Source organism: Chloroflexota bacterium (assembly GCA_020850535.1).
Lineage (GTDB): Bacteria > Chloroflexota > UBA6077 > UBA6077 > JACCZL01 > JADZEM01.
Window position 1 is genome coordinate 25,158 of the sequence record JADZEM010000063.1, and the last position, 26,871, is coordinate 52,028.

The 26,871-nt window shown below is 67.2% G+C and carries 6 protein-coding genes; 1 reads left to right on the top strand and 5 read right to left on the bottom strand.

The features are described 5' to 3' along the window. Positions 1 to 41 precede the first annotated feature (41 nt). Positions 42 to 3,455, bottom strand: coding sequence for an amino acid adenylation domain-containing protein (locus IT306_09445; GenBank protein ID MCC7368636.1), 3,414 nt, complete (start codon positions 3,453 to 3,455; stop codon positions 42 to 44). A 32-nt stretch (positions 3,456 to 3,487) separates the two neighbouring features. After that, a complete protein-coding gene (locus IT306_09450; GenBank protein MCC7368637.1) occupies positions 3,488 to 10,138 on the bottom strand; it encodes a type I polyketide synthase in 6,651 nt (2,216 codons plus the stop codon). Here IT306_09450 and IT306_09455 point away from each other — a divergent pair. Beyond that, the gene (locus IT306_09455) at positions 10,137 to 11,126 is read left to right on the top strand and encodes a thioesterase (protein MCC7368638.1); all 990 of its coding nucleotides are present in this window, start codon (positions 10,137 to 10,139) and stop codon (positions 11,124 to 11,126) included. The genes IT306_09450 and IT306_09455 overlap by 2 nt on opposite strands. 42 nt (positions 11,127 to 11,168) lie before the next feature. On the opposite strand, the gene IT306_09460 is transcribed toward IT306_09455, so the two are convergent. From IT306_09460 to IT306_09470, 3 genes are all read right to left on the bottom strand, one after another. Continuing rightward, positions 11,169 to 11,975 carry a DMT family transporter gene (locus tag IT306_09460; GenBank protein ID MCC7368639.1) on the bottom strand — a complete coding sequence of 269 codons (807 nt, stop codon included), beginning with the start codon at positions 11,973 to 11,975 and terminating at the stop codon, positions 11,169 to 11,171. Positions 11,976 to 12,073: 98 nt separating this feature from the next. Then, on the bottom strand, positions 12,074 to 18,940 hold the full coding sequence (locus tag IT306_09465; protein ID MCC7368640.1) for an SDR family NAD(P)-dependent oxidoreductase: 6,867 nt from the start codon (positions 18,938 to 18,940) through the stop codon (positions 12,074 to 12,076). After that, positions 18,937 to 26,853, bottom strand: coding sequence for an SDR family NAD(P)-dependent oxidoreductase (locus tag IT306_09470; protein ID MCC7368641.1), 7,917 nt, complete (start codon positions 26,851 to 26,853; stop codon positions 18,937 to 18,939). Before IT306_09470 ends, IT306_09465 begins: the two co-directional genes overlap by 4 nt. Between the last annotated feature and the right edge of the window lie 18 nt (positions 26,854 to 26,871).

Here is a 26,871-nt window from a genome sequence, read left to right on the forward strand (position 1 = left end):
TCTGGCTGCGGCTTCGACATCCCTGCATGAATGCGGAGGGCTTAGCCAGATCCGCCGGGAAGAAGCCGTCGTGCCGCGCCGAACAGACGTGAACGCAGCGCGGCCCGAGGCGCCATCACCTCCGTGGTCCCCGCCGACTCCTCGTCACGAGTTGATGTCCGCGCAGGCAGCGGCGTGGACTCGCCCTCATGGTCCGGCAGCAGGCCGCCACACGAGTCGGCGAGTTGTGCCAGCGATTGCATGAGTACGAGCGTCGGGTTCAGCTCGACACCGAGCTGTTGCTTGATGGCGGCTGCCACCTGTGCCGCCAGCAGCGAGTGTCCGCCCAGATCGACGAACGAATCGTCGGGATCAACACGGGGGACACCGAGCGCCCGCTCCAGGATCGGCGCAAGGCGCTCCTCAAGCGGCGTCCGTAGGCGAACCACCGGCCGATCCACGCCCAGGCTGCCGAGATTGGGGACGGGCAGACTCCGGGTGTCGAGCTTTCCATTCGGCGTGAGCGGGAGGGCATCCAGCCTGACGAAAACGCTGGGCGTCATATACTCGGGCAGCTGCCCTTTGAGGAACCGGCGCAACGCCGGCGGCGACGGGTCAGGCGCGCCAGACGCGACGACATACGCGACCAGCCGGGCGTCACCGGGGGTGTCCTCACGAACGATGACCGCCGCCTGCTTCAGCCCATCGTGGCGCAACAGCGCCGCCTCGATCTCAGGCAGCTCAATGCGGTACCCACGGAGCTTCACCTGACGGTCAAGGCGCCCCAAAAGCTCGACGGTTCCATCGGCACGATATCGCGCCAGGTCTCCCGTCCGATAGAGGGACGCACCCTCACGGCCGCTGAGGCGGTCGGGAACAAAGCGCTCAGCCGTCAGGTTCGGGCGATCGAGGTAGCCGCGTGCGAGGCCATCGCCTCCGACCAGGAGCTCGCCGGCCACGCCCACGGGGACCGGCTGCCCGGCAGGATCGACGATGTACAACTGCTCGTTCGCAAGCGGCGCCCCGATCAAGCTGGCGGTCGCCGCGTCCTCAACCTCACGAACCGCGGACCAGACGGTCGTCTCTGTCGGTCCGTACATGTTGAAGATGCGCGCAGACGTGAACGTCGTGACGTCGCGAACGAGCAGCTCGGTGACCGGCTCACCCCCCAGCAAGAGCAACTGGAGGCGCTGCAGGCTCTGCGCACGCTCTTCGTCCTCCAAGATGAAGCGGAGCAGGGACGGCGTACACTGAAGAATGTTGGCGCCGTCGCGGAGGGCCCGGGTCAACGAACGGTCCTGACGTCGGCTGTCGCCGGCGTTCTGTCGCCCGGCTCGGCGCACCATCGGATCTGACACCACGACGGTGCGGGCGCCACGGATGAGTGGCCAGAAGAGTTCGAGCAGAGCGATATCGAACGAGACGCTGGTCACCGCGCAGACCACATCCGTGGTAGCGTGAGGCAGTGCCGAGTCGAGCGACGTCAGGAAGTTGACAGCCGCTCGGTGCGGGATCATCACACCCTTCGGCCGCCCGGTCGAGCCGGACGTGTAGATCACATAGGCAAGGTCATCGGCACCGGGGTCCGTCGAACGCGCTCCGTCGGGCCGGCCCGACTCCGTCGATTCCTCGGCCTCCCCATCGCCAGGCCCGTGGAGCAGCAGCGTCCGGTCCGATGAGACTGGCAGGCTGGGGGCGGTCTCAGCATCGGTCACGATGACGGCGACGCCAGCATCTTCAAGCATCAGCCCAAGGCGCTCGGCCGGATACGCCGGATCGAGCGGGAGGTATGCGCCGCCGGCCTTCAAGATGCCCAGGAGTCCGACCACCAGCGCTTCCGTGCGCTGCACGCTCAGGCCGACCAGGACGCTTGGACCAACGCCGCGCCGCCTGAGCGCCCGAGCAAGTACCTCGGCCCGAGCTTGTAGCTCCCGATACGTGAGCTGGATGTCACCGCAGAGCACCGCGACCGCGTCCGGTGTGCGCCGCACCTGCGCGTCGACCAGTCCGTGGATGGTCTGATCCTTCGGGTACGGGGCGTCGGTGGCGTTCCAGGTGCGGAGGATCTTCTGTTGCTCCGAGTCCGTGAGCAGCGGCAATGCCGCGACCGGACACTCCAGGTCCAGAACGATGCCCTGAAGCAGCACCTGGTAGTGTGCCAGCATCTGGACGGCCGTCTCACGGTCGAACAGGTCCGTCGCGTACCGGAGCGCACAGACAAACGTCTCACCGACATCGATGACATCCAGCGCGAGGTCGAGCAGGCCCTCGTCCTGCGGCACAGGAAACGGCGTCAGGCGGAAGCCGTTCGCTGGCAGATCCTGGGCCGACGCAGATGCGCCTGTCGAGTTCCGCGCGGACACCCGGCTGAGCGAGAGCATGTTGAACATCACGTCGGCGATGAGCGAGCGACGCGCATCCCGTGGTGGATTCAGCCGCTCGACGAGGAGCGGGAACGGAAAGTCCTGATGCTCGAGCGCCCCGAGGACGGTGTCATGCGTATCCTGAAGCAACTGACGAAACGATTGATCGCCTGAACAAGGCGTTCTGAGCACACTCGGACTCACGAAGTAGCCGACGGTGCGCTCAAACTCCGAACGGCCACGGCCAGCCATCGGCGCAAGCACCAGCAGATCAGTCTGACCACTGTAGCGGTAGAGCAATGCGTGGAACGCGGCAAGCATCAGCGAATAGACCGTGACGTGCGCGCCTCGGGCCACCTCTCGCAGCCGCCCGGTCACGGCCCCGTCGAGTGAGAGAAACTCGGTTGCTCCAACGGACTTGCGCACGGCCGGCCGCGCATGGTCAAGCGGCAGGTCCAGGCGTGGAAGATCTCCCGCCAGCCGCGCAAGCCAGTACGCCGACAGCTCGGCGCCGCGCGGCCCGCTCAACGTTGTGGCCTGCCAATGCACAAAGTCCGCGTACTTGCGAGGCACAGGCAGGGACGCCTGGTCGCCGTCCAGAGCACACCGGTACAGGCTGCTGAACTCGTCCATAAGGATGCCGAGCGACCAGGCGTCGATCGCAATGTGATGCGCGACGAACAGGAGCACCGCGTCGCTCGCAGCACGGCGCAGCAGATAGACGCGCAGCAGCGGGCCTTCCGCCAGACCGAACGGCACAGCGTGCAGCTCGCGTATGCGTGCGAGCAGCTCCTCATCACTCCAGGCGCCATCCTCCACACAGAGCGGGATAGACATCTCAGTGTGGACCTGCTGGAGCGGCTGACCATCGCGAATCTGGACGGTGGATCGGAGCACGGCGTGCCGGTCAACAAGCTGCCGAACGGCTTGCTCCAGCGCCGGCCCCGCGACGGTGCCTTCAATCCGTACCGCGTAGGCCACGTTGTACGCGGCGCTCATCGGATCGGACTGGTGGATGAACCAGAGCGCCCGCTGGCCGTAGGACAGCGGGTAGGCTGGCGTGTCTACCCGCTCCCGCAGCAGCTTCGCGAGCAGAGCTCGGCGCTCAATCATGGTGAGATCGCTGGCGGAGTCCTGCTGAGGGCTCATGGCGTCATCTTCGCTTCCGTCAGCATGGTGTTGAGGAGCGAATTGACCTCATCGTCGGACAAACGATCGATCTCGGCCAGAAGGCGGAGCGCCTCCGCGTCGGCGTCAATCGGTTGGTCAACCTCCCCGCCGTCGCCGCGCTCCTCCAGTTGTTCACGCAAGACGACCACGAGGTCACGTGACGTCGGACCGGCAAGGAAGTCGCTGAGAGGCGGCGCACTGCCAAACTCTGCCTCGAGGCGGTTCCGCAGCTCGACCGCCATCAGCGAGTCGAGGCCGTAGTCGCTGAGCGAGCGGCCTGGATCGATGGCTGACGTGTCGCTCAGCCCGAGCACCGCGCACAGATGCCGCGAGACGGTTTCGGTGAGGAGGGCAGTCCGCTGCTCGTCGGATGCCTCCCTGAACGCACGAAGACGCTCGGCGGGATCGACAGCCCGACTGTCGCCGCTGCCTGCGCCGGTCGCCGTGCGAGCCACGTCGGCGAACAGCGGTGGCGCGCTCCCGGGCGGATACTGCTTCAGGAACCGAGGCCAGTCCACCGGAATGACGACGACCTGCGCCGGCGCGCCCCGCAACATCTCACCGAGCGCCGAGAGACCTTGCTCTGGCTCGATCAGGGAGATGCCCCGACCCGTCAGACGCGTCTGCTGCCGCGTGTCCATGCGGGCCGCCATACCAGACTGCCCCCACGCGCCCCAGTTGATGCTGAGCGCAGGAAGCCCGGCGGCGCGTCGGGCATGCGCCAGCGCATCGAGGTACGCATTGCCGGCCGCGTAGGCGCCCTGGCCAGGAGATCCGAAGACCGCCGACGCTGACGAGAACAGGACGAAGTAGTCAAGGGAAGCGTCGGCGCTCAGCGCATGAAGCGCCTGGCTTCCCGCCACCTTGGGCCGCAGTACTGCCGCGAAGCGCTCAGCGTCTTGCTGCAACAGCAGGCCATCGTCGATCAGCCCCGCGGCATGGAAGATCCCGCGAAGTGGGGGATGGGAATACCGCAGCTCTGCAAAGAGGCGGTCCATCTCCTCGGGGACGGCCACGTCAACCTGACGCGTCAACACGGAAGCGCCGGCAGTGGTGAGCCGACCGATCGTCTGCTGCGCGTCCTCAGCGGGCGCCCGCCGGCCGGTCAGCACAAGGTGTCGTGCGCCCTGCTCCACGACCCAGGTCGCAAGCTGCAAGCCCAGGGCGCCGAGCCCGCCGGTGATCAGATACGTCCCGTCCTCGCGGAAGCGCGGCGTCGCTGGTATCTCGGCGTCAGCAGGTGCGAATGCGTGGATCAGAACCACCTTGCCGATGTGCCTGGCCTGCGCCATGAATCGGAAACCCGCCTCCATGTCGTCCATCGAGAAGGTGTCATACGGCAACGGCGCCAGCGTGCCGTCCGCGAGGTCGGCGACCAGGCTGGTCAGCATCTCGCCAATCAGACCGGGCTGATATACCAGCGCATCGCCGAGGTCGTACAGGTAGTACGCGACATCCGGCCGCTCATCCGCCATCCGCTCAGCGGTCCAGACGTCACGCTTTCCGATCTCCAGGAAGCGGCCACCGGGCGCCAGCGTTGAGAGGCTCTTCGGAATGAACTCCCCAGAAAGAGCGTTCAGGACGATGTTGACACCCTGCCCGCCGGTCGCCGCGCGTATCTCGTCGGCAAAGTTAAGCGACCGCGAGTCGTAGACATGCGTAACGCCCATCGCGCGCAGGAACTCGCGCTTAGCCGGGCTGCCGGCCGTCGCATGCACTTCGGCGCCCAGCTTCTGGGCGAGCCGCACCGCCGCCTGACCGACGCCACCGGCCGCGGAATGGATCAGCACGCGCTCGCCAGCCTTGAGGCCGGCAAGCTCCTGCAGCCCGTACATCGCCGTCAAGTATGCAATTGGGATCGTCGCCGCGTCCTCAGGCGAGAGGTTTGCTGGCCGACGCGTCACCAGCTCCGCAGGCGTCACCACGAAGGAGCTGAACGCTTCGGGCGCAATCCCGAGCACGGCATCGCCAGGAACGAGCGTGGTGACGTCCTTGCCAACAGCCACCACCCGGCCCGTGCATTCCAGGCCCGGCGGCCCTGGATCGCCTGGGTACATACCGAGGACATTGAGCACGTCGCGAAAGTTGAGGCCGGTGACTTCGACTTCGATCTCGACCTCGTGCGGCTCCAGCGCACGGTGTGTCAGCGGCGCCAGCTGCATGCCGTCCAACGTGCCGCGCGCCAGGATCTCCAGACGGTACGGCTCGCCGGGCGTGCGTGACGCCGCGGCAGGCCGATCAGCGCCGACCACTGCGCGGGCCAGCCGCGCCGCGTATCGCTTCCCGCCACGCCAGGCAACCTGGGTTTCGCGATCGACAGCGTCCAGCTCCAGAATCAGAGCGGCCCAGTCGGCCGCCGCGTCCGGATCGAGATCGACAAGATGTGGATGCAGCGAGGGATGCTCGGCAGCAACGACGCGTGTCATCCCCCAGAGCGCTGCCTGCGATGCACACGCGGGTGCACTGTCCTCGACGACGGCCTGGGCGCCACGAGTGACAACCCACAACGGCGCCTGAATGTTCTCGCTGGCGGCCGCCTGCACCAGTTCAAGGAGCCACGAGAGTGCAACGGAGGGATCCCGCTCCGCCCGCTGGAGGCCATCCTGAGCGCCGGCGCCCGGCACGTAGATGAGCCCACGGATCGCCGTCGGGCCCGCCTTGAGCCGCTCGACGATGCCGGCGCGCAGGCTGCCGAACTCGCTCGTTGCCCGTGGCTGCGCCGTGCCGTCGGTATTCTCAGTCGCGAGATCACCAGCGAACGCATCCACCAGGATGCAGGCGTCTCCCCGCGCCATCAACTGCGACACCAGGTCGGCGCCGGGGCCACCGCGGCCGGATACGATGAGCCAGGCGCCATCAACAGACCCAGCACCCTCAACGGACGCGATGCCCGCCGCCTTTTCCAGCAGCGGGGCCGACCGCCATGCAACCTCATAGGTGTGGTCAGTCAGCCGCGTATTGTCGGTGAGTCGGAGCGCCGCGCGGCTCGCTCGGCCGAGCTGAAGCCCGCGCACCTCCGCGACACACCCTCCCTGCGAGTTGTACAGGCACAGCTCGCCCCGCAGGATCGGCGCATCGGCTGACGGGTCGGCGTCCACGGTCGCGTGGCACCAGACATCCGCGACGCCGGGCTGGTGTACCTGGAGCGCATCCAGGCCAATCGGCACATAGATTGGCGCCTCAGCATCGTTCTCGCCGGGCAGCGCCGCGCCGAGCACCTGGAAGCATGCGTCGAGCAGCGACGGATGGAGCCGATACGCCGCGAGGTCTGCCTGGAAGCCCGCTGGCAGCGCAACTCGCCCCAGAGACTCGCGTGTCCCTCGGCGGAGCGCGGTGATTCCGCGAAAGCTCTCTCCGTACTCAAGACCAAGCTCCGCAAGCTGCTGATAGTAGTCCGCGACGGACAGCTCCTCCGTCAGGCGGTCGAGCAAGCGTGCGAGCGTGTCGTCCTCCGCGGCTGGTGCGCCTTGCCGGCTCATCCTGCGGGCGGTTCCGCTCGCGTGCAGTGTCCACGCCGAAGGTTCGTTCGCCGGATCGTCGTCCTGGTGAGACAAGCTGATGATCTTGAAGGAAGCGACATCGGCCGCCTCTGGCGTGAGAACGACCTGCAGTCTCCGTTCCTCGTCGTCTGGGAGCATAAGGGGCTGCTGAATGCTGAGCCCCTCGACGCAGCCATCCGTCAGACTGAGTGTCGCCGCCGCTTGCAGCGCCATCTCCATGTACCCAGAGCCTGGGAACACCGCGACGCCGAACAGCCGATGATCGTTCAGGAACGCCGGCGACGAGGTGCTGACAGTCGTCTCGAAGAAACGCTCGCGAACGAGCGGCGATGCACGCCGTGCGCCCAACAGCCGTGGCTGCCCGTCTGCCACCTGAAATGACACCTGCGAGCGCCGGCGCGCGGTGTCCGTGGGCAGCCAGTAGCGCTGTCGCTCAAACGGGGAGGTCGGCAGAGCGCACCGCATCCGCGTGTGGTCGCGATCAAACCCAACCCAATCGACGTCGGCGCCATGGACGTACAGCGCGCCGAGACTGTCGAGCAGCGTCTGCCAATCGCTGGCCCCGCGTCGGAGTGACGGCAGCCAGAGCAGATCGTCCGCAGGGAGGATCTGCCGCCCGAAGCCCGTGAGCGTCGGGTGCGGTCCGATCTCTACGAACGCCGTGGCATGGAGATCGCCCAACGAGTGAAGCCCCGCGGCGAACTCGACGGTCTGGCGAACGTGCCGCACCCAGTATGACGGCTCCAGAAGCTCTCCTCGCCCCACCTGACGGCCGGTCATATCTGACACAAAGGCGATGCGCGGCTCGGCGAACCGCACGCCTGCCAGCTCCGATTCGAACGCGGACAGCATCGGCTCCATCAGCGGCGAGTGGAAGGCGTGCGACACTGTCAGTGGGCGAGCCTCGATCCCGCGCGCCGCCAACCGAGCCAGCACGGACTCGACCGCTGCGGCCGGGCCGGAGATCACGGTGCTGCGCGGCGCATTTGCCGCCGCGATCTCGACGTTCGGCTCGCCACTCACCAGCGAGCCCACGGTCTCACGATCCGCCAGGACGGCCGCCATCGCGCCACCCGCTGGGAGCGCCTGCATGAGCCGCCCTCTGGCAGCCACAACGCGGCACCCATCCTCCAATGAGAGGGAGCCGGCCACATGGGCCGCCGCGAACGCGCCGATGCTGTGCCCGAGCACGGCAGACGGCTCAATGCCCCACGAGCGCCAGAGCGCCGCGAGCGCCACTTGCACCGCGAAAAGGGCGGGCTGCGCCCAGCCCGTCTGGTCGATCCGTCGATCTGTCGGGTCGGTGGGAAAGAGCACGTCGAAGAGCGGCGCCGGCAAGTGCAGATCGAGAAGCTCCGCGCAACGGTCCAGGGTACGGCGGAACGTCGGCTGCGTCTCGTACAGCTCACGCCCCATGTTGACTGACTGGGCGCCCTGACCCGTGAACAGAAAGGCGAGCTTTGGCGGCGCTGTCACCGCCGGCTGGCTCGGCGCCGCGGCCCCGGCGCCACGCACTGACGCCGACTCAAGGGCGAGCCGCAGTTCGTCGGATGAGCTGCCGGTCACGGACAACCGATGCTTCAGATGCGCGCGCCCGGTATTCGCCGAGTAGCAGGCATCTCCCAGTCCGATCGACGGGTTCGCTGCCAGGTGCGCGGCAAAGCGCTTCGCCAGCTCGTTCAGGGCGGTAGACGTCCGCGCCGAAAGTGTCAGCACGTGGCGCGGCCGCTCAGGCAGAGCGGCATTCAGGGCGGACGGAGTACTGGCCGGAGCCTCTCCAAGAATGACGTGGGCATTCGTTCCACTGAAGCCAAAGCCACTGACGCCAGCCAGGCGTGGCCGGTCCGTGCGCGGCCACGCCACCGGGTCGCTCGTCACGGCGAGCGGCAGCGTGTCCCAGGCGATGCGCGGATTCGGCTCGCTGAAGTGCAGTTGACGAGGGATCTCGCCGTGCTGAAGTGCCAGCACCACCTTCATGATGCCGGCAACGCCCGAGGCCGATTCGAGGTGACCGAGGTTCGTCTTGACCGATCCGATGAGCAGCGGCCGGTCTGCCGGCCGCCCCTCCCCATACACGATACCCAGCGCCTCAGCTTCAATCGGGTCACCGAGCATGGTGCCGGTGCCGTGCGCTTCGACGTAGCCGACGGCGGACGGGGCCACCCGGGCGCTGGCGAGCGCCTGCCGAACGAGCGCCTGCTGTGCGAGCCCATTCGGCACCGTCAGGCCGCCGCTGCGGCCATCTTGATTCACGGCGGACCCATGGATGACGGCGAGGATCTGGTCGTTCCGCGCGACGGCATCCGAGAGCCGGCGCAGAAGCAAAGCTCCACAGCCCTCACCGCGCACGAATCCGTCGGCGCTGGCATCGAAGGTCTTGCAGCGCCCGGTCGGCGACAGCGCCCCCCACCCTTTCATGATCGCAAACGCGTTCGGAAGCAGCATGGCGTTGACGCCAGCGGCCAACGCCGCGTCGCTCTCCCGCGTCCGCAAGCTCTGACACGCCAGGTGGACGGCGACGAGCGACGACGAACAGGCGGTATCGACCGCGAAGCACGGTCCCTGAAGCCCCAGCGTGTACGCGATGCGGCCTGCCGCCGCGTTCAAGGCGGTGCCCGTGGCAACATAGATGTTGTCTTGCGGACCGCGTTCGTGGGACATCAGCCCGTACTCCTGGGCCGTGATGCCGACGAACACACCGGTCTTGCTTCCGACAAGCTCTCGCGGATCCTGGCCCGCTCGCTCCAGCGTCTCCCAGGCGACCTCAAGGAGAAGACGCTGCTGCGGGTCCATCGTCGAGGCTTCACGCGGAGAGATGCCAAAGAACTGCGGATCGAACGTGTCGACTCGATCCAGGAAGCCGCCGACAATCGGCGTGTCGGTTCCGAATCGATCCGCGTCGTCCCAGCGGTCACCGGGATCTTCGCGGACCGCGTCGATCCCGCGATGCATCAGGTCCCAGTACGCTTCCGGATTGTCGGCGCCGCCAGGAAAACGGCAGCCCATGCCGACGATAGCAATCGGCTCATGGTGAGCGTGCTCCGAGGCGTCGATGCGCGCTTGCAGCTCGTCGATGGCGCGGAGGGCATCCTGCAAGAGACTACGACGATCCGCGGGAGCAGTCATGCTCGGCTGTACTGTACTCATCGGTGAGATCTTTCACGCCCTTCAAAACAGAACCGAGGTCGTCGCGAGGTACGGTGAGATGACAGGGCAGTCGCTGACGAACACCCTGGGGCCGTCACGAGCCCGGCATTCGCCTGACCCTGGGGACCGCCTGCAAGCGAAGCCCTTGGCTGAGCCAGGCTCGCTGTGCAACACTCCGCTTCCAATGTCCACACTGCCGTTTGACTCGGGTGATCTCGCGCACTGGATGGCTCGCCCAGAGCCTTTGCCCGATCCAGCGGTACGGCTGATCTGCTTCCCGTACGCAGGCGGCGGCGTCGCGCAGTACCTCCCATGGCGAGCGCTGCTGCCGCCACGAGTTGAGTTGTGCGCGTGGAAGCTGCCGGGGCGTGAGAGTCGCTTACGCGAACCGCCCGCGACGCGGCTGACGGCGCTTGCCGCGATGCTGGCGCAGACGCTCCTGCCCTTGACGGACCGGCCGTTCGCGTTCTTCGGACACAGTCTCGGCGCCCTCGTTGCCTTCGAGACGGCCCAATCGCTGCGTCGCGCGGGGCTCCCGATGCCGGAGTGGTTGTTCGTCTCGGGTCGAGCGGCTCCGCACATCGTGTCCACTGCCCCCCCGATCCACCAGTTGCCCCCGGCGGCCTTTGTTGCCGAGATCGTGCGGCGCTATGACGGGATCCCACGGGCTGTGCTTGCGGAGCCCGCGCTCCTGAGGCTGCTCCTGCCGACGCTCCGTGCGGACCTTGCCATGCTCGAGACGTACCACTACGCGCAAGAAACGCCTCTGCCCTGCCCCATCTCCGTCTTCGGCGGTCGCCAGGATCAGCACACCCCCATTCCGTCGCTCCAGGAGTGGCAGCGCCAGACGTGCAACACGTTCCGCGTCGAGACGTTTCCTGGCGGCCATTTCTACTTGCAGACCGAGCGCACCGCCCTGGTGGATACGCTGACGCGCGACCTGACCCCGTTGCTTGAGCAGCCGTAGTGGCAGGGGCAGTCGCAGCCGCGTGGGCACTCGTTGCGGTGTTCACGCTCGTCTCATCTCCATCACCACGTAGCCCCCGATTCCGGCCGCAACCGTCAATGCCCCAACCGCCACGAACAGGTTGGGTGTCCGGCCGGTCAGTAGGCCGAGCAGCACAAACCAGAGCGGCTGCGTGAATGCGAGTGGCGCCACCGTGCTGGCCGGCGCGACGCTCAGGGCATAGTCGAGCATCCAGAGCAGGACGAATCCCATGCTGCCGACCCCCATCATGGCGATCAGTGCGTCGAAGTCTGGCGCGCGCCAGAAGAACGGAAGCACCGCGCTGAGCACCACAAACACAACCGCCGCCGTGTAGAAGAGGTTGGTCGTCGGGGCTTCGTTACGCAGGATGCGGGTGCAGATCACATACACGCCGAACGAGAGCGCCATGCCGAGCGCCAGCAGCAGCGGCCGCCAGAAGAGGTGAGACGCGGGCTGCAGGATGAGGACGACACCGACAAATGCGATCGCGGCGCACAGATACTGGCCCGGCTGCACCCGTTCTCCAAGCACCAGCCCCCCGAACAACACGACCAGCAACGGCGAGATCCAGAAGACAGCGAGAATGTCGTTCGGGGGCAGCAGCCTGGCGGCGAACAGGAAGCAGGCTGGCATCCCAAGCATCAGGGCGCCACGTCCAAGTTGCAGCCACAATCTGGACGTTCGCACCAACGCTGTCCGCCTTCGTGGGGCGAACACCACGAGCATGAGGGCCAGGTGTGTGCCGTACCGAGCCCAGACAACCTCAAAGCCGGAGTAGCCTGCCAGCGCCTGCGCCGCGCCGACCTCAATGAACGCCCAGATCGCCATGGCAAGACACATGGCGCCGCGCGCGAGCCAGAGCCGCCGCGAATCGGGAGACACGCCCGCAGGCTGGTCGGCTGTCACCGCTGACATCGCGGGGAGACTCATGGCATGCGCGCCAGTCTGGCCGACAGGAGTTCGGCAAGCTCATGCTCGGAGAGATCGTACGGATCCGTCTCGGCATGCATGGACGTGGTCTCAGCGTCTTTCGCGTGCATCTCCTCGCCAGACCCGCCGGCGTCTGCCTGCGGCAGCAGGTGTGCGACCTTCGTGAGCAGGACATCCGTCAGCGCGGAGATGTTCGGGTAGTTGAACGTGAGGCTCGTCGGCAGAGGCTGACCGACGGCTTCCTCCAGGCGCGCGCGCAGCTCCACCGCCATGAGCGAATCCATGCCGAGGTCAAAAAGCCCCCGGTTCGGATCGATCTCCCGCGTCAGATCGATACGCAGCACCCGCCCCACGGTGCGTGCGACAAACGCGAGTGCGAGCGGGCGCCGTTCGGACTCTGGGGCCCCAACGAGTCGATCGAGCAACGTCGATACGGCGGATGCTGGCGCCTCCCGAGCGGCGCGCTTGTCCACGGTCAAGTGCGCCAGGAGGGGCCGCCTTCGGCGGGCCTCATAGACCGGCTTCAACACGCTCCAGTCGATGGACGCGACCGTCGCCTGGCAGCGGGCAGGATCGGAGAGCAATCCCCCCAGCGCGGACAGCGCCGCGGAGGTCGGCATTGGACGCAGCCCAACAGACCCATAGCTCGACCGCTGCTCGGCAGTCGTCGCCCGCATCTCCTCCCAGGTCCCCCAGCAGACGCTGAGCGCTGGATACCCCTGTGCTCGACGATAGTGAGCGAACACATTCAGGAATTCGTTCGCTGCCGCGTAGTGCGCCATGCCGTTGACGCCCAACAACGAGGCCGTGGATGAGAACAGGACGAAGAAGTCGAGATCCAGGGCGCCGGTCAGCTCGTGCAGCAGCCAGGCGCCTGTCACCTTTGGTCGGAGCATTCGCGACAGGGCGTCCACGGTGAGATCGCGGACCGCGCTGAGATCAAGCGCTGCCGCCGCGTGGATGACGCCGCGCAGCGGTGGAAGATCGCTGCCGAAGCGGTCGAACAGCGCCACCATATGCGCCCGGTCGGCGACATCCCCCTTGACGACGGTCACCGAGGCCCCCCGCGCTTCGATCACGCGGATCGCCTCGACCTGCGCATGCGCTCGACTCGTCGGGTCCAGGTCCGCCCAGTCCGAGCGCTCCGGAAGACCAGTTCGAGATTGCAGCACGAGGTGGCGTGCGCCTTGATCGGCCATCCAACCGGCCAACTTGAGGCCCAGGCCGCCAGGCCCACCCGTGATGAGATAGCTTGCCTGTGCGTCCCAACGGAGTGGCTGCCCGGCCTGCACGCTGTCCGGCGTCAGCCGCGCCACCAGCCGTCGGCCGCCCCGAATGGCGATCTGGTCCTCGTCGCTCGCCAACACGAGCGTCTCGTAGACCGCCCGTGCGGACGTCTGCATCGAGTCCTTGCCGCTGAGGTCGAGCAGCCCGCCCCAGATGTCGGGATGTTCGAGCGCGATCACCCGGCCGAAACCCCACAGTGGAGCCTGCGCCACCGCGAGTCCGATGGCCTCGCCGTCGTGGACCGTGAGCGGCTGCGCCTCTCGGGTCACGAGCCAGAGAGACGACGTGCTGGTACCGGCCATTTGAACCAGTGCCTGCGTCAGCAGCAGCGCGCTCGCGCATCCGAGATCGTTCGCCGACGTACGCGTCTGCTCGTCAACATGGTCGCCAGGAGCGATATCAAGGCTCCACAGATGCACCACGCGGCGCGCTTGTCCAGCAGGCAGACCCGTCGCGTTGAGCGCACGCGCATAGTCCGCTTTCGAGGACGGATCAATCTGTACGCGGCCGGGAGCTAGCTCGGCGTACTGCGCTCCTCGAACGACGATCCGGCACGACTCGCCGCGCGTGGCGATCAGGGCGGCCAGCGTGTCACCCACACCGCTGTCGTCGGCAAAGATCGTCCAGTGCGGCTTTGGCGTGGCCGGTGCGATGGGAAGGTTTTCGGCGGGCGGTCGCTGCGCCAGGAGCACCGTCTGTCCGACCCCGATGCCGAGGGATGGGCCGTGCGGAAGCGCCAGGGCTTCGACGAACCCGGCGTCCGCGAGCGTGTCGAGCCAGCGATCTGGCGCCAAGAGCGGATGGTCTGGCCGCCGATCATGGTCAGCGAACTTCCACCATCCTTCAGTGAGGCCAAAGGTCAGGTCCACCCAGTGCAACGGCATCGTTGCTTCGAGGACCAGCAGCAGCCCACCCGGGGCGAGCAGATGCTTTGCGTGCCCCAGCGTGCGCCCGAGATCCTCCGTCGCATGGAGCACATTCGCGGCGATGATGATGTCGAACGACTCCGCTGCAAACCCCTGCGGCTCAGGATCACGCTCGGCGTCAAGACGCTGGAAGCGCACGCACGGCGCTTCGGAGAATCGTGCCTCAGCCTGAGCCAGCAGCGTCGGCGAGATATCGGTGAACACGTACTCGGTCCGATCCACTGGAAGGACCGAGAGCAGGCTCGCTGTCGTCGCGCCGGTGCCAGCGCCGATCTCCAGTACGCGAAGCCGTCGATCCGCCGGCAGCCCACCGAGGGAGGTTTCGAGGCACGCGCGAAGCAGACGGTGACTGAACTGTGCGGACGGCGAGGATTCGTACAGTGGCTGCACAAGTTCGGAGGAGCCATCTGGGAAGAGCAGGTGCAGCGGATCGACATCGCCCCGTAGCACATCGGCGAGACGCTCGCCGCAACGGATCAGCAGCCGTGCCTCAGACGCCACGCATGGGAAGTCGGCCTCAACGGCGCGCGCCGCGTCACCAGCCGGGCCGGGCTCAGCGTGACCATCGACACTCCCTGCGGGCATCGTGGCCGACGTGGGCGCGTGACGATCCTGGCGAAGCCAGCCGAGCATGCGGTGGAAGAGGCGTCGGTGACGGGGCGCCACCCCAAGCGCTTGCGCCGTCATCTCAGGCGCATCGTCGGCCGGGAGCCGCCGCTGCCCGAGCGCCTGGATCGCCTGACGGGCGTACTGGACGGCCACCGCCTCAAGCCGAGGCATCGCCGCGAGGAACTCGGCGAGGGCGCCGTCTGCCGAGGCAACGGTGGCAACTTCCTCCAGCCTCGCATCGAGGCGCTCACGGGATGGGAGCCAGGTAGCCAGCGGCTCAAGCGCACCGTCAACGGCAGCGGCGTCCGCCGGCTCCCAACGCAGCTGATGCAGCCACGCTTTCCATGCGCCGCTGGAGGCATGCAGCAGCGCCGCGCGGCTCGCCCGGCGGATCGCAAGCCCTTCGACGATGGCGACTGTGCCTCGGCCGACATCGTACAACCAGGCGTCGGCTATGAAAGCATCACCACCGGCGAGCGTCGTCGGCCGCAGCTGAATATGGCTGCGAAGTTGCCGGCTCGGCCGGCCCAGGACGCGGAGCCGGTCGAAACTGACCAGGAGGTACGCGTCCTCCGTCGTCGTGGTGGGAATGGCAGCGCCCATCGCCTGAAGACAGGCGTCGAGCACGGCCGGATGGAGCCAGTATGCGCCGGCCTCACCCTCCAGTGACTCCGGCAGGGTGATATCGGCCAGCGCCTCACCCTCGCCTCGCCAGATTCGCTGGATACCACGGAAGGCCGGACCAAACGCGAGGCCGAGTCCTGCGAGCCGCTCATAGTAGGTGGGGCCGTCGATCTCCTCCTGACACCGCGACTGAATCTCTTCGAGTGGCGTCGGGGGCGGAACGGACGCACTGTGCAGGTCGCCAGCGGCTCGGCTGATGCGCACGTCAGTATGAAGCTGCCAGGTGTCGCTGCCATCATCCCGGCTGTACACCGCACAGGCCGTGGCCCCGTCAGGCATCTGCTGGAGCACCGTCTGCACGAGCCGGGGCGCTTCATCCGAAAGGATCAGTGGCTCGCGGATCGTGAAGTTCTCTAGCTGCAACATCGTCGAGCCGTACTCAGACGCCCCCGCCGCCAGCGCCATCTCGACAAAGGCCGGGGATGGCAGGATGACTGCATCGAACACGCGATGATCCGCCAGGAACCACGGGCTGTCTGCGCGCATGGCGCGTTCAAACACGGCGCCGCTGATGGCCGGTGAGCGTAGCCGCCCTCCCAGGAGCGGATGCTCATCGCGGGATGAGGCCGGCTGTGTGCGCTCGGCCGGCGCCGCGGATGTCTCGATCCAGTAGCGTTCGCGCTGGAACGGATACGTGGGCAGCGCGATCTTCCGTAGCTCATAGTCACGGTCAAAGCCGGCCCAGTCGACGGCAACCCCTTCCGCGTACAGCGCGCCCAGTGACGTGAGCAACTGCTCCCAGTCATCGATGCCCCGCCGAAGAGACGGGAGCCAGACGCCGAAGTCCCCGGAGAACACCTGCTGGCCCAGGCCGGTCAACACCGGCGCGGGTCCGATCTCGACGAAGTGTCGGTACCCTTGCGCCCGGAGCGTCTGGAGCGCCCGCGCAAACTGGACCGCCTCACGAGCGTGCCGCCGCCAGTACGACGGCGTCCCGAGCTCCTCTCGGACCATATCGCCGGTCATGCCCGAGACGACATCGATCCCCGGTTCCTGCCAGGTGACGCTCGCCGCGGCGCGCTCGAAGGCATCGAGCATGGGATCCATCAACGGCGAATGCGAAGCAATCGAGATGGCAAGCTCCCGCACCTCGAGCCCTTGAGCCTGCAACACCGCCAGCGCCGAGCGAAGCGCACCACGCTCGCCGGCAATGGTGACGTTCTCCAGGCCGTTGACCGCGGCGACCGAAACCTTGCCGCCGATGCCAGCCAGCGCGCGCCGGACTGTTTGCTCATCGGTGCGCACCGATGCCATGGCGCCTGGCGGGGTCAGCGTCTGCATCAGATGTCCTCGCTCAGCAACCAGACGCAGCCCGTCTTCAAGGCTGAGTGCCCCAGCCACGCATGCCGCTACCAGTTCGCCTGCGCTGTGGCCGAGCACGGCTGATGGCCTGATTCCCCAGCTTCTCCAGAGCTCGGTCAGTGCGTACTGGACGGCAAAGAGGGCCGGCTGGGTGTACATGGTCTGATCGAGCAGACCGGCCGCCGCGTCCATTGACTCCTCGTCAGCGGTCCAGATAATGGAGAGCAGCGGCCGGTCCAGATGTGGCTCCAGGAGCGTCGCGCACAGGTCCAGCGCACGACGAAACGTGGGCTGCGTCTCGTACAGACGTCGCCCCATGTCTCGATACTGCGCACCTTGAGCCGTGAACAGGAAGGCCACATCCGGAGGCATGTTCCCAGAGGGATGCCCGACGATCAGCCCGTCCGACGGGGTTCCCGTGTGCAGCGCCGCCAGCGCGTCACGGACGCCTGCGTGCGAGGCTGCCACGATGGCCGCTCGATGATCGAAGTCTGATCGCCCGGCGTTGGCAGTGTGCGCGAGATCTGCCAGCGCAACGTCTGGATTGCGCTCGAGAAATGTGTGCAACTGCTCGGCCATCGTCCGCAGTGCTGGCTGGGTTCTGGCCGAGAGGCTCACGAGATGGCGCGGACGCTCGACACGGTTGACCCGGACATCCGATGCGGGGGCCGCCTCAACCACGATGTGGGCGTTCGTACCGCTGAATCCGAACGAGCTGACCCCGGCGATACGTCGTCCCCGCGGGTGGTTCGGCCACTGCGTCAGCCGATCGACGACGCTGATGCCGAGACGATCCCAGTCGACGTGCGGGCTGGGCGTCTGGAAGTGTAGTTGGCGCGGCAACACCCCCTGCTGAAGCGAGAGGATCACCTTGATCAACCCGGCGATGCCGGCGGCGGACTCCAGATGCCCCAGATTGGTCTTGACCGACCCGATCAGCAGCGGCCGGTCTTGCGGGAGGCCACTGCCGATGGCTGCCCCGAGCGCCTGCACTTCGATGGGGTCGCCCAGCGCGGTCCCGGTCCCGTGCGCCTCGACATAGCTCACGTCAGATGGTTCGACGCCAGCGTCTGCCAGCGCCTGTCGGATGACCGCCACCTGCGATGGGCCGTTCGGTGCCGTGATGCCGTTACTGCGGCCATCCTGGTTCGTCGCCGAGCCCCGGATCACCGCCAGGATCGTGTCGCCCTCAGACTCGGCGTCGGCCAGGCGCTTGAGCACCACGAAGCCGCATCCCTCTGAGCGCACAAAGCCATCCGCTGCCGCGTCAAACGCCTTACAGCGGCCATCTGAGGACATCATGTGCGCGCGCGAGAGCGCGATGGTCGTCGCAGGGGATAGGATGGCGTTCACGCCGCCGGCCAGGGCCATCCGACAGTCACCGGAACGGAGTCCCTGCACGGCCAGGTGGACCGCGACCAGTGACGACGAGCAGGCCGTGTCAACGGAGATACTCGGCCCTTGCAACCCGAGTACGTACGACAGCCGGCCCGAGGCGACACTGTAGGCGTTCCCGGTCGCTGCGTAGGTATCGAGCAACTCAGGCTCCTGGGAAAGGAGCGTCCGGCCGTAGTCGCCATTGCAGATGCCCAGGAAGACACCCGTCGCGGAGCCATGCAGCCGGTCGGGCGCATACCCGGCGTGCTCGAGCGCCTCCCACCCGACTTCGAGGGTGAGCCGCTGCTGCGGATCGAGGCTACGCGCCTCGCGTGGCGACATCCCGAAGAACTCGGCGTCGAACCGGTCCACGTTCGTCAGGAAGCCACCCCACCGGCTCGCCACCTTTCCCGGCGCGTCCGGATTCGGATCGAAAAGTGCATCGGCATCCCAGCGCGAGCGTGGCGTCTCTTCGATGGCGTCCCGCCCTTCGGCCAGGAGATCCCAGAATTGCGCCGGACCGTGCACGCCCCCGGGGAACCGGCAGCCGAGGCCGATCACCGCGATCGGCTCCGGCTGGCTCGGCTTGCCAGCCCCCAGCTTGGCCTGAAGGTCCAGCACCAGAAGCGCCAGACGGTTCGGCGAAAGCCTGGTCAACCGCTCGTACAGACTACTCATCGGTCGCGCTCCAGCATCCGCTTCACGCCCAGACGTTCGACCTCGTCCTCGGAGAGGTCTTCGAGCGCCGCGAGCAAGACCTCTATCGCCCGTCCATCGTCCACATCAGAACCGGTGTCGCTCGGCAGATCGTCGCCGAGAAGGAACTCACGACCGGGCAGCGTCGAAGCGTCCGGCAGCCGGGAGGCGGCCATCTGCAGGAGCGGGATGCTGGCCGCGAGGTAGTCCGTCAGCGCCTCGCTGGTCGGGTGATCGAAAACGAGGGTGGCGGGGAGCGCACGATCCTCACCAAGCCCATGGGCCAGAACGTTGCGCAGCTCGACGGCCATCAGAGAGTCCAACCCAAGTTCATGGAGCGGCACACGCTCGCCGACTTGCTCAGGCCGCAGTCCCAGGATGCGAGCGCACTGCTCCTGCACGTAGGCAAGCAGCACACGCCGTCGGCGCTCCGGCGCCGCCGCTGCAAGGCGGTCGTGAAGATCGCTCGATGGCGCCGGTGCCGTATCGGCCACGGCGACTGGCATCTGGACTGCCTGAACTCGACGAAAGAACGGGGGCCGCGGCTGGCTTCCATACCGCTCAAGGAATCGCGGCCAATCGACCGGCAGCACACCAACCTGCGCCGCTCCGTCCGCGAGCAGACGCTCGAAAGCCGTCAGCCCCTCGCCCGGCGAGATAGTCCCGACGCCACGCTCGGCAAGGCGCTCACGCACATCAGTGCCGGCTGCCGCCCCGACCTCCGACCAGCCACCCCAGTTGACGCTGGTCGCCGGTAGCCCCAGACCGTGACGATGATGCGCCAGGGCGTCCAGAAAGGCGTTGGCAGCGACATGATTGCCCTGTCCGGCGGACCCTACCAGCGAGGCCGCCGACGAGAACAGCACGAAGAAGTCGAGCGGCCGTGACCGCGTTGCGGTATGCAGGAGCCAGCTCCCGCCCACCTTCGGGCTGAGCACGTGCTGGAACCGCTCCCAGGTCTGCTGACCCAGCACGCCATCATGCAGCACGCCGGCCGAATGCACGACGCCGCGCAGCGGTCGCGTGGGGGTGTGCGCGAGCGTGAGCGCGCGCTCAACATCGGCCTCACAGGAGACATCGCCCTGGACCACCACGATCTCGGCCCCGGCCCGCGCCAGCCGCGCGATCTCTGCCCGAGCGCTGTCCGTAGGCAGGCTTCTCCCCATGAGCACAAGGCGCTGAGCGCCCCGTGCGACCAGGAGCTGTGCGACCTCCAGTCCCAGTCCCCGCAGGCCCCCCGTGATCAGGTAGGTGGCGTCTGCGCGGATTGCCGCTCCCGCTGCCGCAGCGCCTGCGCCCTGACTCAGGACGATCTTTCCGATGTGCCTGGCTTGCGCCATGAAGCGGAAGGCGTCCACGGCCTGATCGAGCGGGAAAGTCTGGGTCGGCAGTGGCGTCAGGGCTCCCTGCTCCGCCGCGCGCAGCAGATCGACGAGCATCGCGCGGATCACGTGCGGCTGCTCACGCGCTGTCTCACCCCAATCGATGATGAAGTACTCGATGCGCCGCCCAAGCTGGCGTAGTTGCTCGGCGGCTACCTGCTCTTGCTTGCCGAGCTCCAGAAACCGGCCGCCGTCGCGCAACAACGACAGGCTGAGCGGGATTGCCTCGCCGGTCAGAGCGTTGAGCACCAGATCCACGCCCTGACCGTCCGTAGCCTCGCGGATTTCGTGCGCAAATCCGAGCGACCGTGAGTCGAACACGTGTCGGACTCCCAGTGCCCTGAGATACCCCCGCTTTTCCACACTGCCCGCCGTGGCGAAGATCTCCACACCGGCTTGCAGCGCCAGTCGGACGGCAGCCAGCCCGACGCCCCCGGCCGCCGCGTGGATCAGCACTCGCTCGCCGGCCCGCATGTGGCCAAGATGGCTCAGGGCAAACTGGGCAGTGATGAAGGGGATCAGGAAGCCGGCCGCCTCCGCGAACGTGAGATTGTCCGGCTTCCGCGCGACCATGCTCGCCGGGGCCGTCACAAACGTGCCGAAAGCCCCAGGCGCCAACGCCACAACGGCGTCGCCCGGTATCAGCCCCTCGACGCCCGCGCCAACCGCGACAACGAACCCAGAGCACTCGCCACCGAGCGGCCCAGGGTCGCCCGGGTACATGCCGAGCACGTTGAGCACGTCCTTGAAGTTCAGACCAGTCCCCAGGACTTCGATTTCGATCTCACCCGCATCGGGCTGCCGCCGCGCCGCCGGCGCGAGCCGAAGATTGTCGATGGTTCCGCGTGCGCTGAAGCCGAGACGCACTGGCGTGTCGTTCGGCCGCTCGCGTGTCCGCAGCTCCGATGCCGGTGGTTCGCGACGTGTCAGACGCGCCACCAGCCGACGGCCAGCGCGCCAGGCCACCTGATCCTCTTCGTCGGGGCGAGTCACCTCGTCAAGGAGCACCTCAGCACACTGCCTCGACGGGGAATCGTCCAGGTCAATACGGATGGCGCGAAGCTCTGGGTGCTCAAGTGAAATCGTCCATCCCAGTCCCCACAACGGCGACTGGCTGACATGAACAACAGGCCGTTCATCCTCCACCTGTGGGACAGCCTGGGCGTTTCGGGTCACGAGCCAGAGGCGTGGAACCTGGGCAAACCCAGCCGCGCTGAGCTCCTGTACAAGATGGAGAGCGCTCCGGGAGGAATGTGCAATCGCCCGATCGAGGTCGGCTTCGCTGCTCCGCTCATCCGCGGCGCTGTCGAGGCTCCAGAGGTGCACCACGCCCGCGAGCGACGGCCCGTGTGACACGCGGATATCGGCCAGCAGCCGGCGAAAGTCAGCGGGCGCCGCCGGGGCAACTTCAACCCGCTGCCCGCCGTGCGCGCCGTAGGAAGCTCCAGGCACGACAACGGTTACCCGATGTCCATCGGACCGCAACGCCGCGGCCAGGGCATCGCCGACGCCGCCCCGATCGGCCAGGATGATCCAGGCACCCGGCTCCCCCTTCGATGATGCCGGCGCGCGCCGAGCGTCCAGCAGCTTCTGCGCCAGCAGCAGCGCCTGCCGCGGCGCACCGTCCGCCCGGTCAAACGGACCGGACGCGGCTGGCCTGGGCAGCGCCACCGCCTCCTCGAAACCGGCCGCTCCGAGCGCAGCATGCCACTGTGCGCGATCAAGCAATGGATAGTCGGATCGTAGATGCCGGTCAGTGAATCGCCACCAACCATCGGTCAGACCGAAGGTGATATCGATCCAGCGCTGTCGCTCTGTAACTTCGAGGAGCGCAAGCAGCCCCCCCGGCCGCAGAAGACGGTGGATGCATCCCAGACTGCGGGCCAGGTCGGCGGTGGCGTGGACGGCGTTTGCCGAGACGATCACGTCAAACTGGCCGGGCTGAAAACCCTGCTCCTCGGGATCGCGCTCAAGATCCAGGCTCTCGTATCGCACCTGCGGATAGGCCCGAAACTTCTCACGCGCCCGGCTCAGGAAGTGCGGCGAAACGTCCGTAAAGGCGTACTCGGTCCGGTCGGCAGGCAGGTGAGGAAGCAGGTGCGCCGTCGTCCCACCCGTGCCGGCGCCGACCTCCAGAATCCGGATCGTACGGTCGACGGGCGACTGGTTGACGAACCGCGTCACCGCTTCCTGCACCAGCGAGTTGTAGGCCACGGCCGAGGGCGAATTCAGGTACAGGCTCTCGGCGAGATCGAGCGAGCCGCCCGGGAACAGCACCTGAAGCGGGTCGATCTCGCCACGCAGAATGCCGGCAAGCTGGCTGCCGCACCGACGCGTCAGCGCGATCTGGCTGGACGTCTCGGGAAACTCGGAGAGCAGGGCCTCACAGGCCCGTGTGGGGTCATCAGGTGTTTGGGGAGCCCGGAGCACACACCAGCCATCGCCGTCACGCCGAACGACGCCTTCTTCTTCGAGGATCGCCAAGAACCGTTCGAGTAGTTGACCGTAACGCCCGTCGATCCGTAGTTGCGTCGCCAGCGCGTCCGTGGCAAAACGGTCACCTTCGCGCGCCTTCCAGCCAAGCGCGGACAGCGCTTGAAGGATGTACTCGAAGCTGACCTGTTCCAGGCGCAGCACGAACGGCTCGAAGCGCGCCAGGACACATGCTTCGCGCACGGCTGGTGCACGCAGATCGACACCCGAGGCGATCCTGGGTAGCTCGATGACCGGCGGCGCGGCACGCACGCCGTCGTCCGGAGCTACGTCACGGCCACCGACTTGCCATTGCACCTCGTAGTAGAGATCTCGACGATCGTCAGACGCCGGTCCCTCAAGCTTCTCCAGGTGCACGCGTCGCAACTGAAGCTCGCCGATCTCTGCCACCAGGCGGCCATCGTCATCCATCAATTCCAGGTCGGCCAGCAGCAGCTCCTGAGATCGAGAGGCCACGGCGCCCTGGCTGCCGTCCCGCAGGCGCGCATGACACCAGATTCGTGCGCCCGGCTCGCAGTGCAATTGGAATCGTTGAAGCCCCAGCGGCAGATACGCCGTCTGTGGATCGGAGACCGCCGCGGCAAGAACCTGCAATGCAGCATCCAACAATGCAGGGTGGACTCCGTACGCACCCCCGTGCTTGGCCGCTGTGGGTAGCTCCAGGAGGCCAAGCGCCGCGCCATCGCCGTACCAGAGCTGCCGCACGCCCTGGAGGCTCGCACCCAGATCGATGCGGCGCGCTCCAAGTCGGGCGTAGTGATCGGCCGGGTCGAGCGACTGCGGCAGACCGCGCTGGATCTCGGCAGGCGTGGCACGGTAGCGCCTCGCACGCTCATCGTTCGTGGAGACCGATCGCACGACGCTGGCGGTGGCCTGAAGCTGCCAGCCGTCGTCTTCGTCAGTCGAACCGTACACGCGGACGACCGCTTGGTCTTGACCATCCGGCTCGATGAGCGTTTGTACGACGCGGACCTCGCCCGGGGTGCAGGTCAGGCGGCGTGGAATCGCCAGATCCCGCACCAGGTGCGCTCCCGCACCGAAGGCGGCGTCGGCGGCAGCCCGTACCAACTCAATAAAGCCCGCGGCCGGGAGAATCGGAAGTCCGCCAACATGATGATCTCGAAGATACGGCAGCGTCTCACACGCGAGCTCAGCCTCAAATTGGCGCGTCGTCAGCGCAGAGCGCAACTTCCCACCGAGCAGCGGATGCGTTCCAGCATGAGGGGAGTGCACAGCCGGGCGCGGCTGGGCGGCTGGCAACCAGTGACGTTCCCGCTGAAATGGGTACGTCGGGAAGTCCACGATGCGGCGAGCGCGACCGCGGTCGAAGCCGGCCCAGTCGACATTGACGCCGAGCGTGTAGAGACGACCGAGACTCTGCAGTATCTGCTGCCATGCATCGCGACCACGCCGCAGCGACGGCAGGGCGGTGAGCGCGATCTCACCGCCGATGGCCGTCGTCATGCCCGCCAACACCGGATGCGGTCCGATCTCGACGAAGGTGCGATAGCCCTCGTGCAGCAGTGTCGCCACTCCATCCGCGAACCGAACTGGCTGGCGAGCGTGCTCCCGCCAGTACGCCGGCCGCAGCAGTTCCCCCTTCGCCAGTAGTCCAGTCAGGTTTGAGACCATCCGGATCTGGGGCGCAGCGAGCGCGATCTCGCCAACTCGGCGTTCGAGCGCGTCGAGCATCGGATCGAGCAGCGGCGAATGGAACGCGTGAGACGTCGCCAGCGGGCGCGTGCGGATTCCGTTCGCTTCGAGTTGGCACACAACCGCCTGGACGGCCTCACGGTCGCCAGACAGCACCACGTGTTCCGGCCCGTTCATTGCCGCGATGGCAAGGTGATCGGCCGCAACCGCCACCAGCGGTTCGACCTGGGACACCGGCGCGAACACAGCAGCCATCGTTCCGCCCGCCGGCAACGCCTGCATCAACCGTCCGCGCTCCGCGACCAGGCGCAGCCCATCGTCGAGGGTGAACACGCCAGCCAGGCAGGCGGCCACATACTCCCCGAGACTGTGCCCCAGCAGGGCGCCCGGCTTGATCCCCCAGCTTTCCCAGAGCCGGGCCAGCGCGTACTCAACCGCGAACAGGGCCGGCTGGGCGTAGGCCGTCCGATCGAGCAGCGCGCCGGCAGGATCGCCCGGCGTCAGGAGTGTGAGCAGCGGACGGTCGAGCTCGCCGGCCAGCGCGTCGGCACACTGATCGAGCGTCGCCCGGAACGTAGGCTCAGACTGGTAGAGCTGCCAGCCCATGCCGGCGTATTGCGCTCCTTGTCCGGTAAACAGGAACGCGACCCTCGGCGGGTCAGCCATCTCGCTCCGGCCCGACGTCAGCACCGGGCTGTCATGGCCGTTGAGATACGCGCGCAGCCCCGAGCCAAGCTCTGAGCGGCTCGTACCGACGACGGCGAGCCGCTCGCGCAGATGGGCCCGCCCAGTATTCGCCGTGTAACAGAGATCGCCGAGCCCGCTGTCCGGAGCGGCCTCGACAACGGACGCAACCTGCGCCACGAGCGCACGGAGCGCCGCGCCGTCCCGCGCAGAGAGCGCCATCACCTGAACGGGCCGCACCGGCGCCGAGGAGGCGTCCCGTGGGGCCGGTGCTTCTTCCAGCACCACGTGGGCATTCGTTCCACTGAAGCCGAACGAGCTGACGCCAGCAATACGCGGCGATCCACCTGGCGTCCAGACGTCGTGGCCCGTCTGGACGGCGATCCGCGCCTCGTCCCAGGCAATATGGGGGCTGGGTGTGTTGAAGTGGAGGGTGGCCGGCAGCTCACCATGCTGCAGCATCAGCACCGTCTTGATCAGACCTGTGATGCCGGCCGCTGCTTCGAGATGCCCGAGATTCGTCTTCGCCGACCCGACACGCAACGGGTTGTCATACGCGCGTCCAGGCCCAAACACGTCGCCGAGGGCACCGGCCTCGATGGGGTCGCCCAGCGCCGTGCCAGTCCCATGCGCTTCGACGTACCCGACCTGATGCGGTGAGACACCACCATCCGCAAGCGCCTGTCGAATGACCGCTACCTGTGACGGGCCGTTGGGGGCCGTCAGGCCGCTGCTGGCCCCGTCCTGATTCAACGCCGAGCCACGGATCACTGCCAGGACCCGGTTTCCATCTCGGACAGCGTCCGCGAGCCGCTTCAGCACGACAATGCCACAACCCTCGCCCCGCCCGAAGCCGTCCGCGGCAGCATCAAACGCCTTGCAGCGGCCATCTGACGCCAACATGTGATACCTGGAGAACGTGATCCCGTTCTCCGGCGAAAGCATCAGGCTGACGCCACCCGCGAGCGCCATGGCACTCTCGCCGGACCGCAAGCTCTGGCAGGCGAGGTGAACCGCGACAAGGGACGATGAGCAGGCGGTGTCAACCGCGAGGCCAGGCCCTTGCAGCCCGAGCACGTACGAAACGCGTCCTGCCGCGACACTTTCGGCCATGCCGGAGGCGTAGTAGGCGTTGAGCCCCTCGTGGCCATGGCTCTGGTGATACAGGCGGGCGTAGTCCACCCCGGTCAGACCGAAGAAGACACCCGTCTTGCTTCCAGACAGTCGATCGGGCGCCAGACCAGCATGCTCGAGCGCCTCCCACGTCACTTCGAGAAGCAGGCGCTGCTGTGGGTCCATCAGCGCGGCCTCGCGGGGGGCGATACCGAAGAAGCCAGCGTCGAAGCGGTCCACGTTCGAGATGAAGCCGCCCCACCGAGTGCTCATCTTGCCCGGGGCATCGGGGTTGGCGTCATAGTAGGCATCGACATCCCAGCGGTCGGCGGGGATCTCAGTGACTGCGTCGACCCCATCGCAGAGCAGCCGCCAATACTCCGCTGGCCCCATGACGCCGCCAGGCAGCCGGCACCCGATCCCGATCACCGCAATCGGGTCGTGCCGCGCCCGCTCGGCCTGAGCGAGGCGAGCCTGAAGGTCCTCAATGGCGAGGAAGGCGCGCTTCAACGGTGACAGCGCCAACTCCGGCTGTCCGTCGGTGGGCAGGCCCGGCTGTCCTTGGTGCATGCAAGCTGCTCCTGGTGG

Bases quoted from the DNA above. Each gene is read 5' to 3' on its own strand.
- IT306_09445 (MCC7368636.1), bottom strand. From the start codon at position 3,455: ATGATTGAGCGCCGAGCTCTGCTCGCGAAGCTGCTGCGGGAGCGGGTA.
- IT306_09470 (MCC7368641.1), bottom strand. From the start codon at position 26,853: ATGCACCAAGGACAGCCGGGCCTGCCCACCGACGGACAGCCGGAGTTG.
- IT306_09455 (MCC7368638.1), top strand. From the start codon at position 10,137: ATGCTCGGCTGTACTGTACTCATCGGTGAGATCTTTCACGCCCTTCAA.
- IT306_09460 (MCC7368639.1), bottom strand. From the start codon at position 11,975: ATGGCGATCTGGGCGTTCATTGAGGTCGGCGCGGCGCAGGCGCTGGCA.
- IT306_09465 (MCC7368640.1), bottom strand. From the start codon at position 18,940: ATGAGTAGTCTGTACGAGCGGTTGACCAGGCTTTCGCCGAACCGTCTG.
- IT306_09450 (MCC7368637.1), bottom strand. From the start codon at position 10,138: ATGACTGCTCCCGCGGATCGTCGTAGTCTCTTGCAGGATGCCCTCCGC.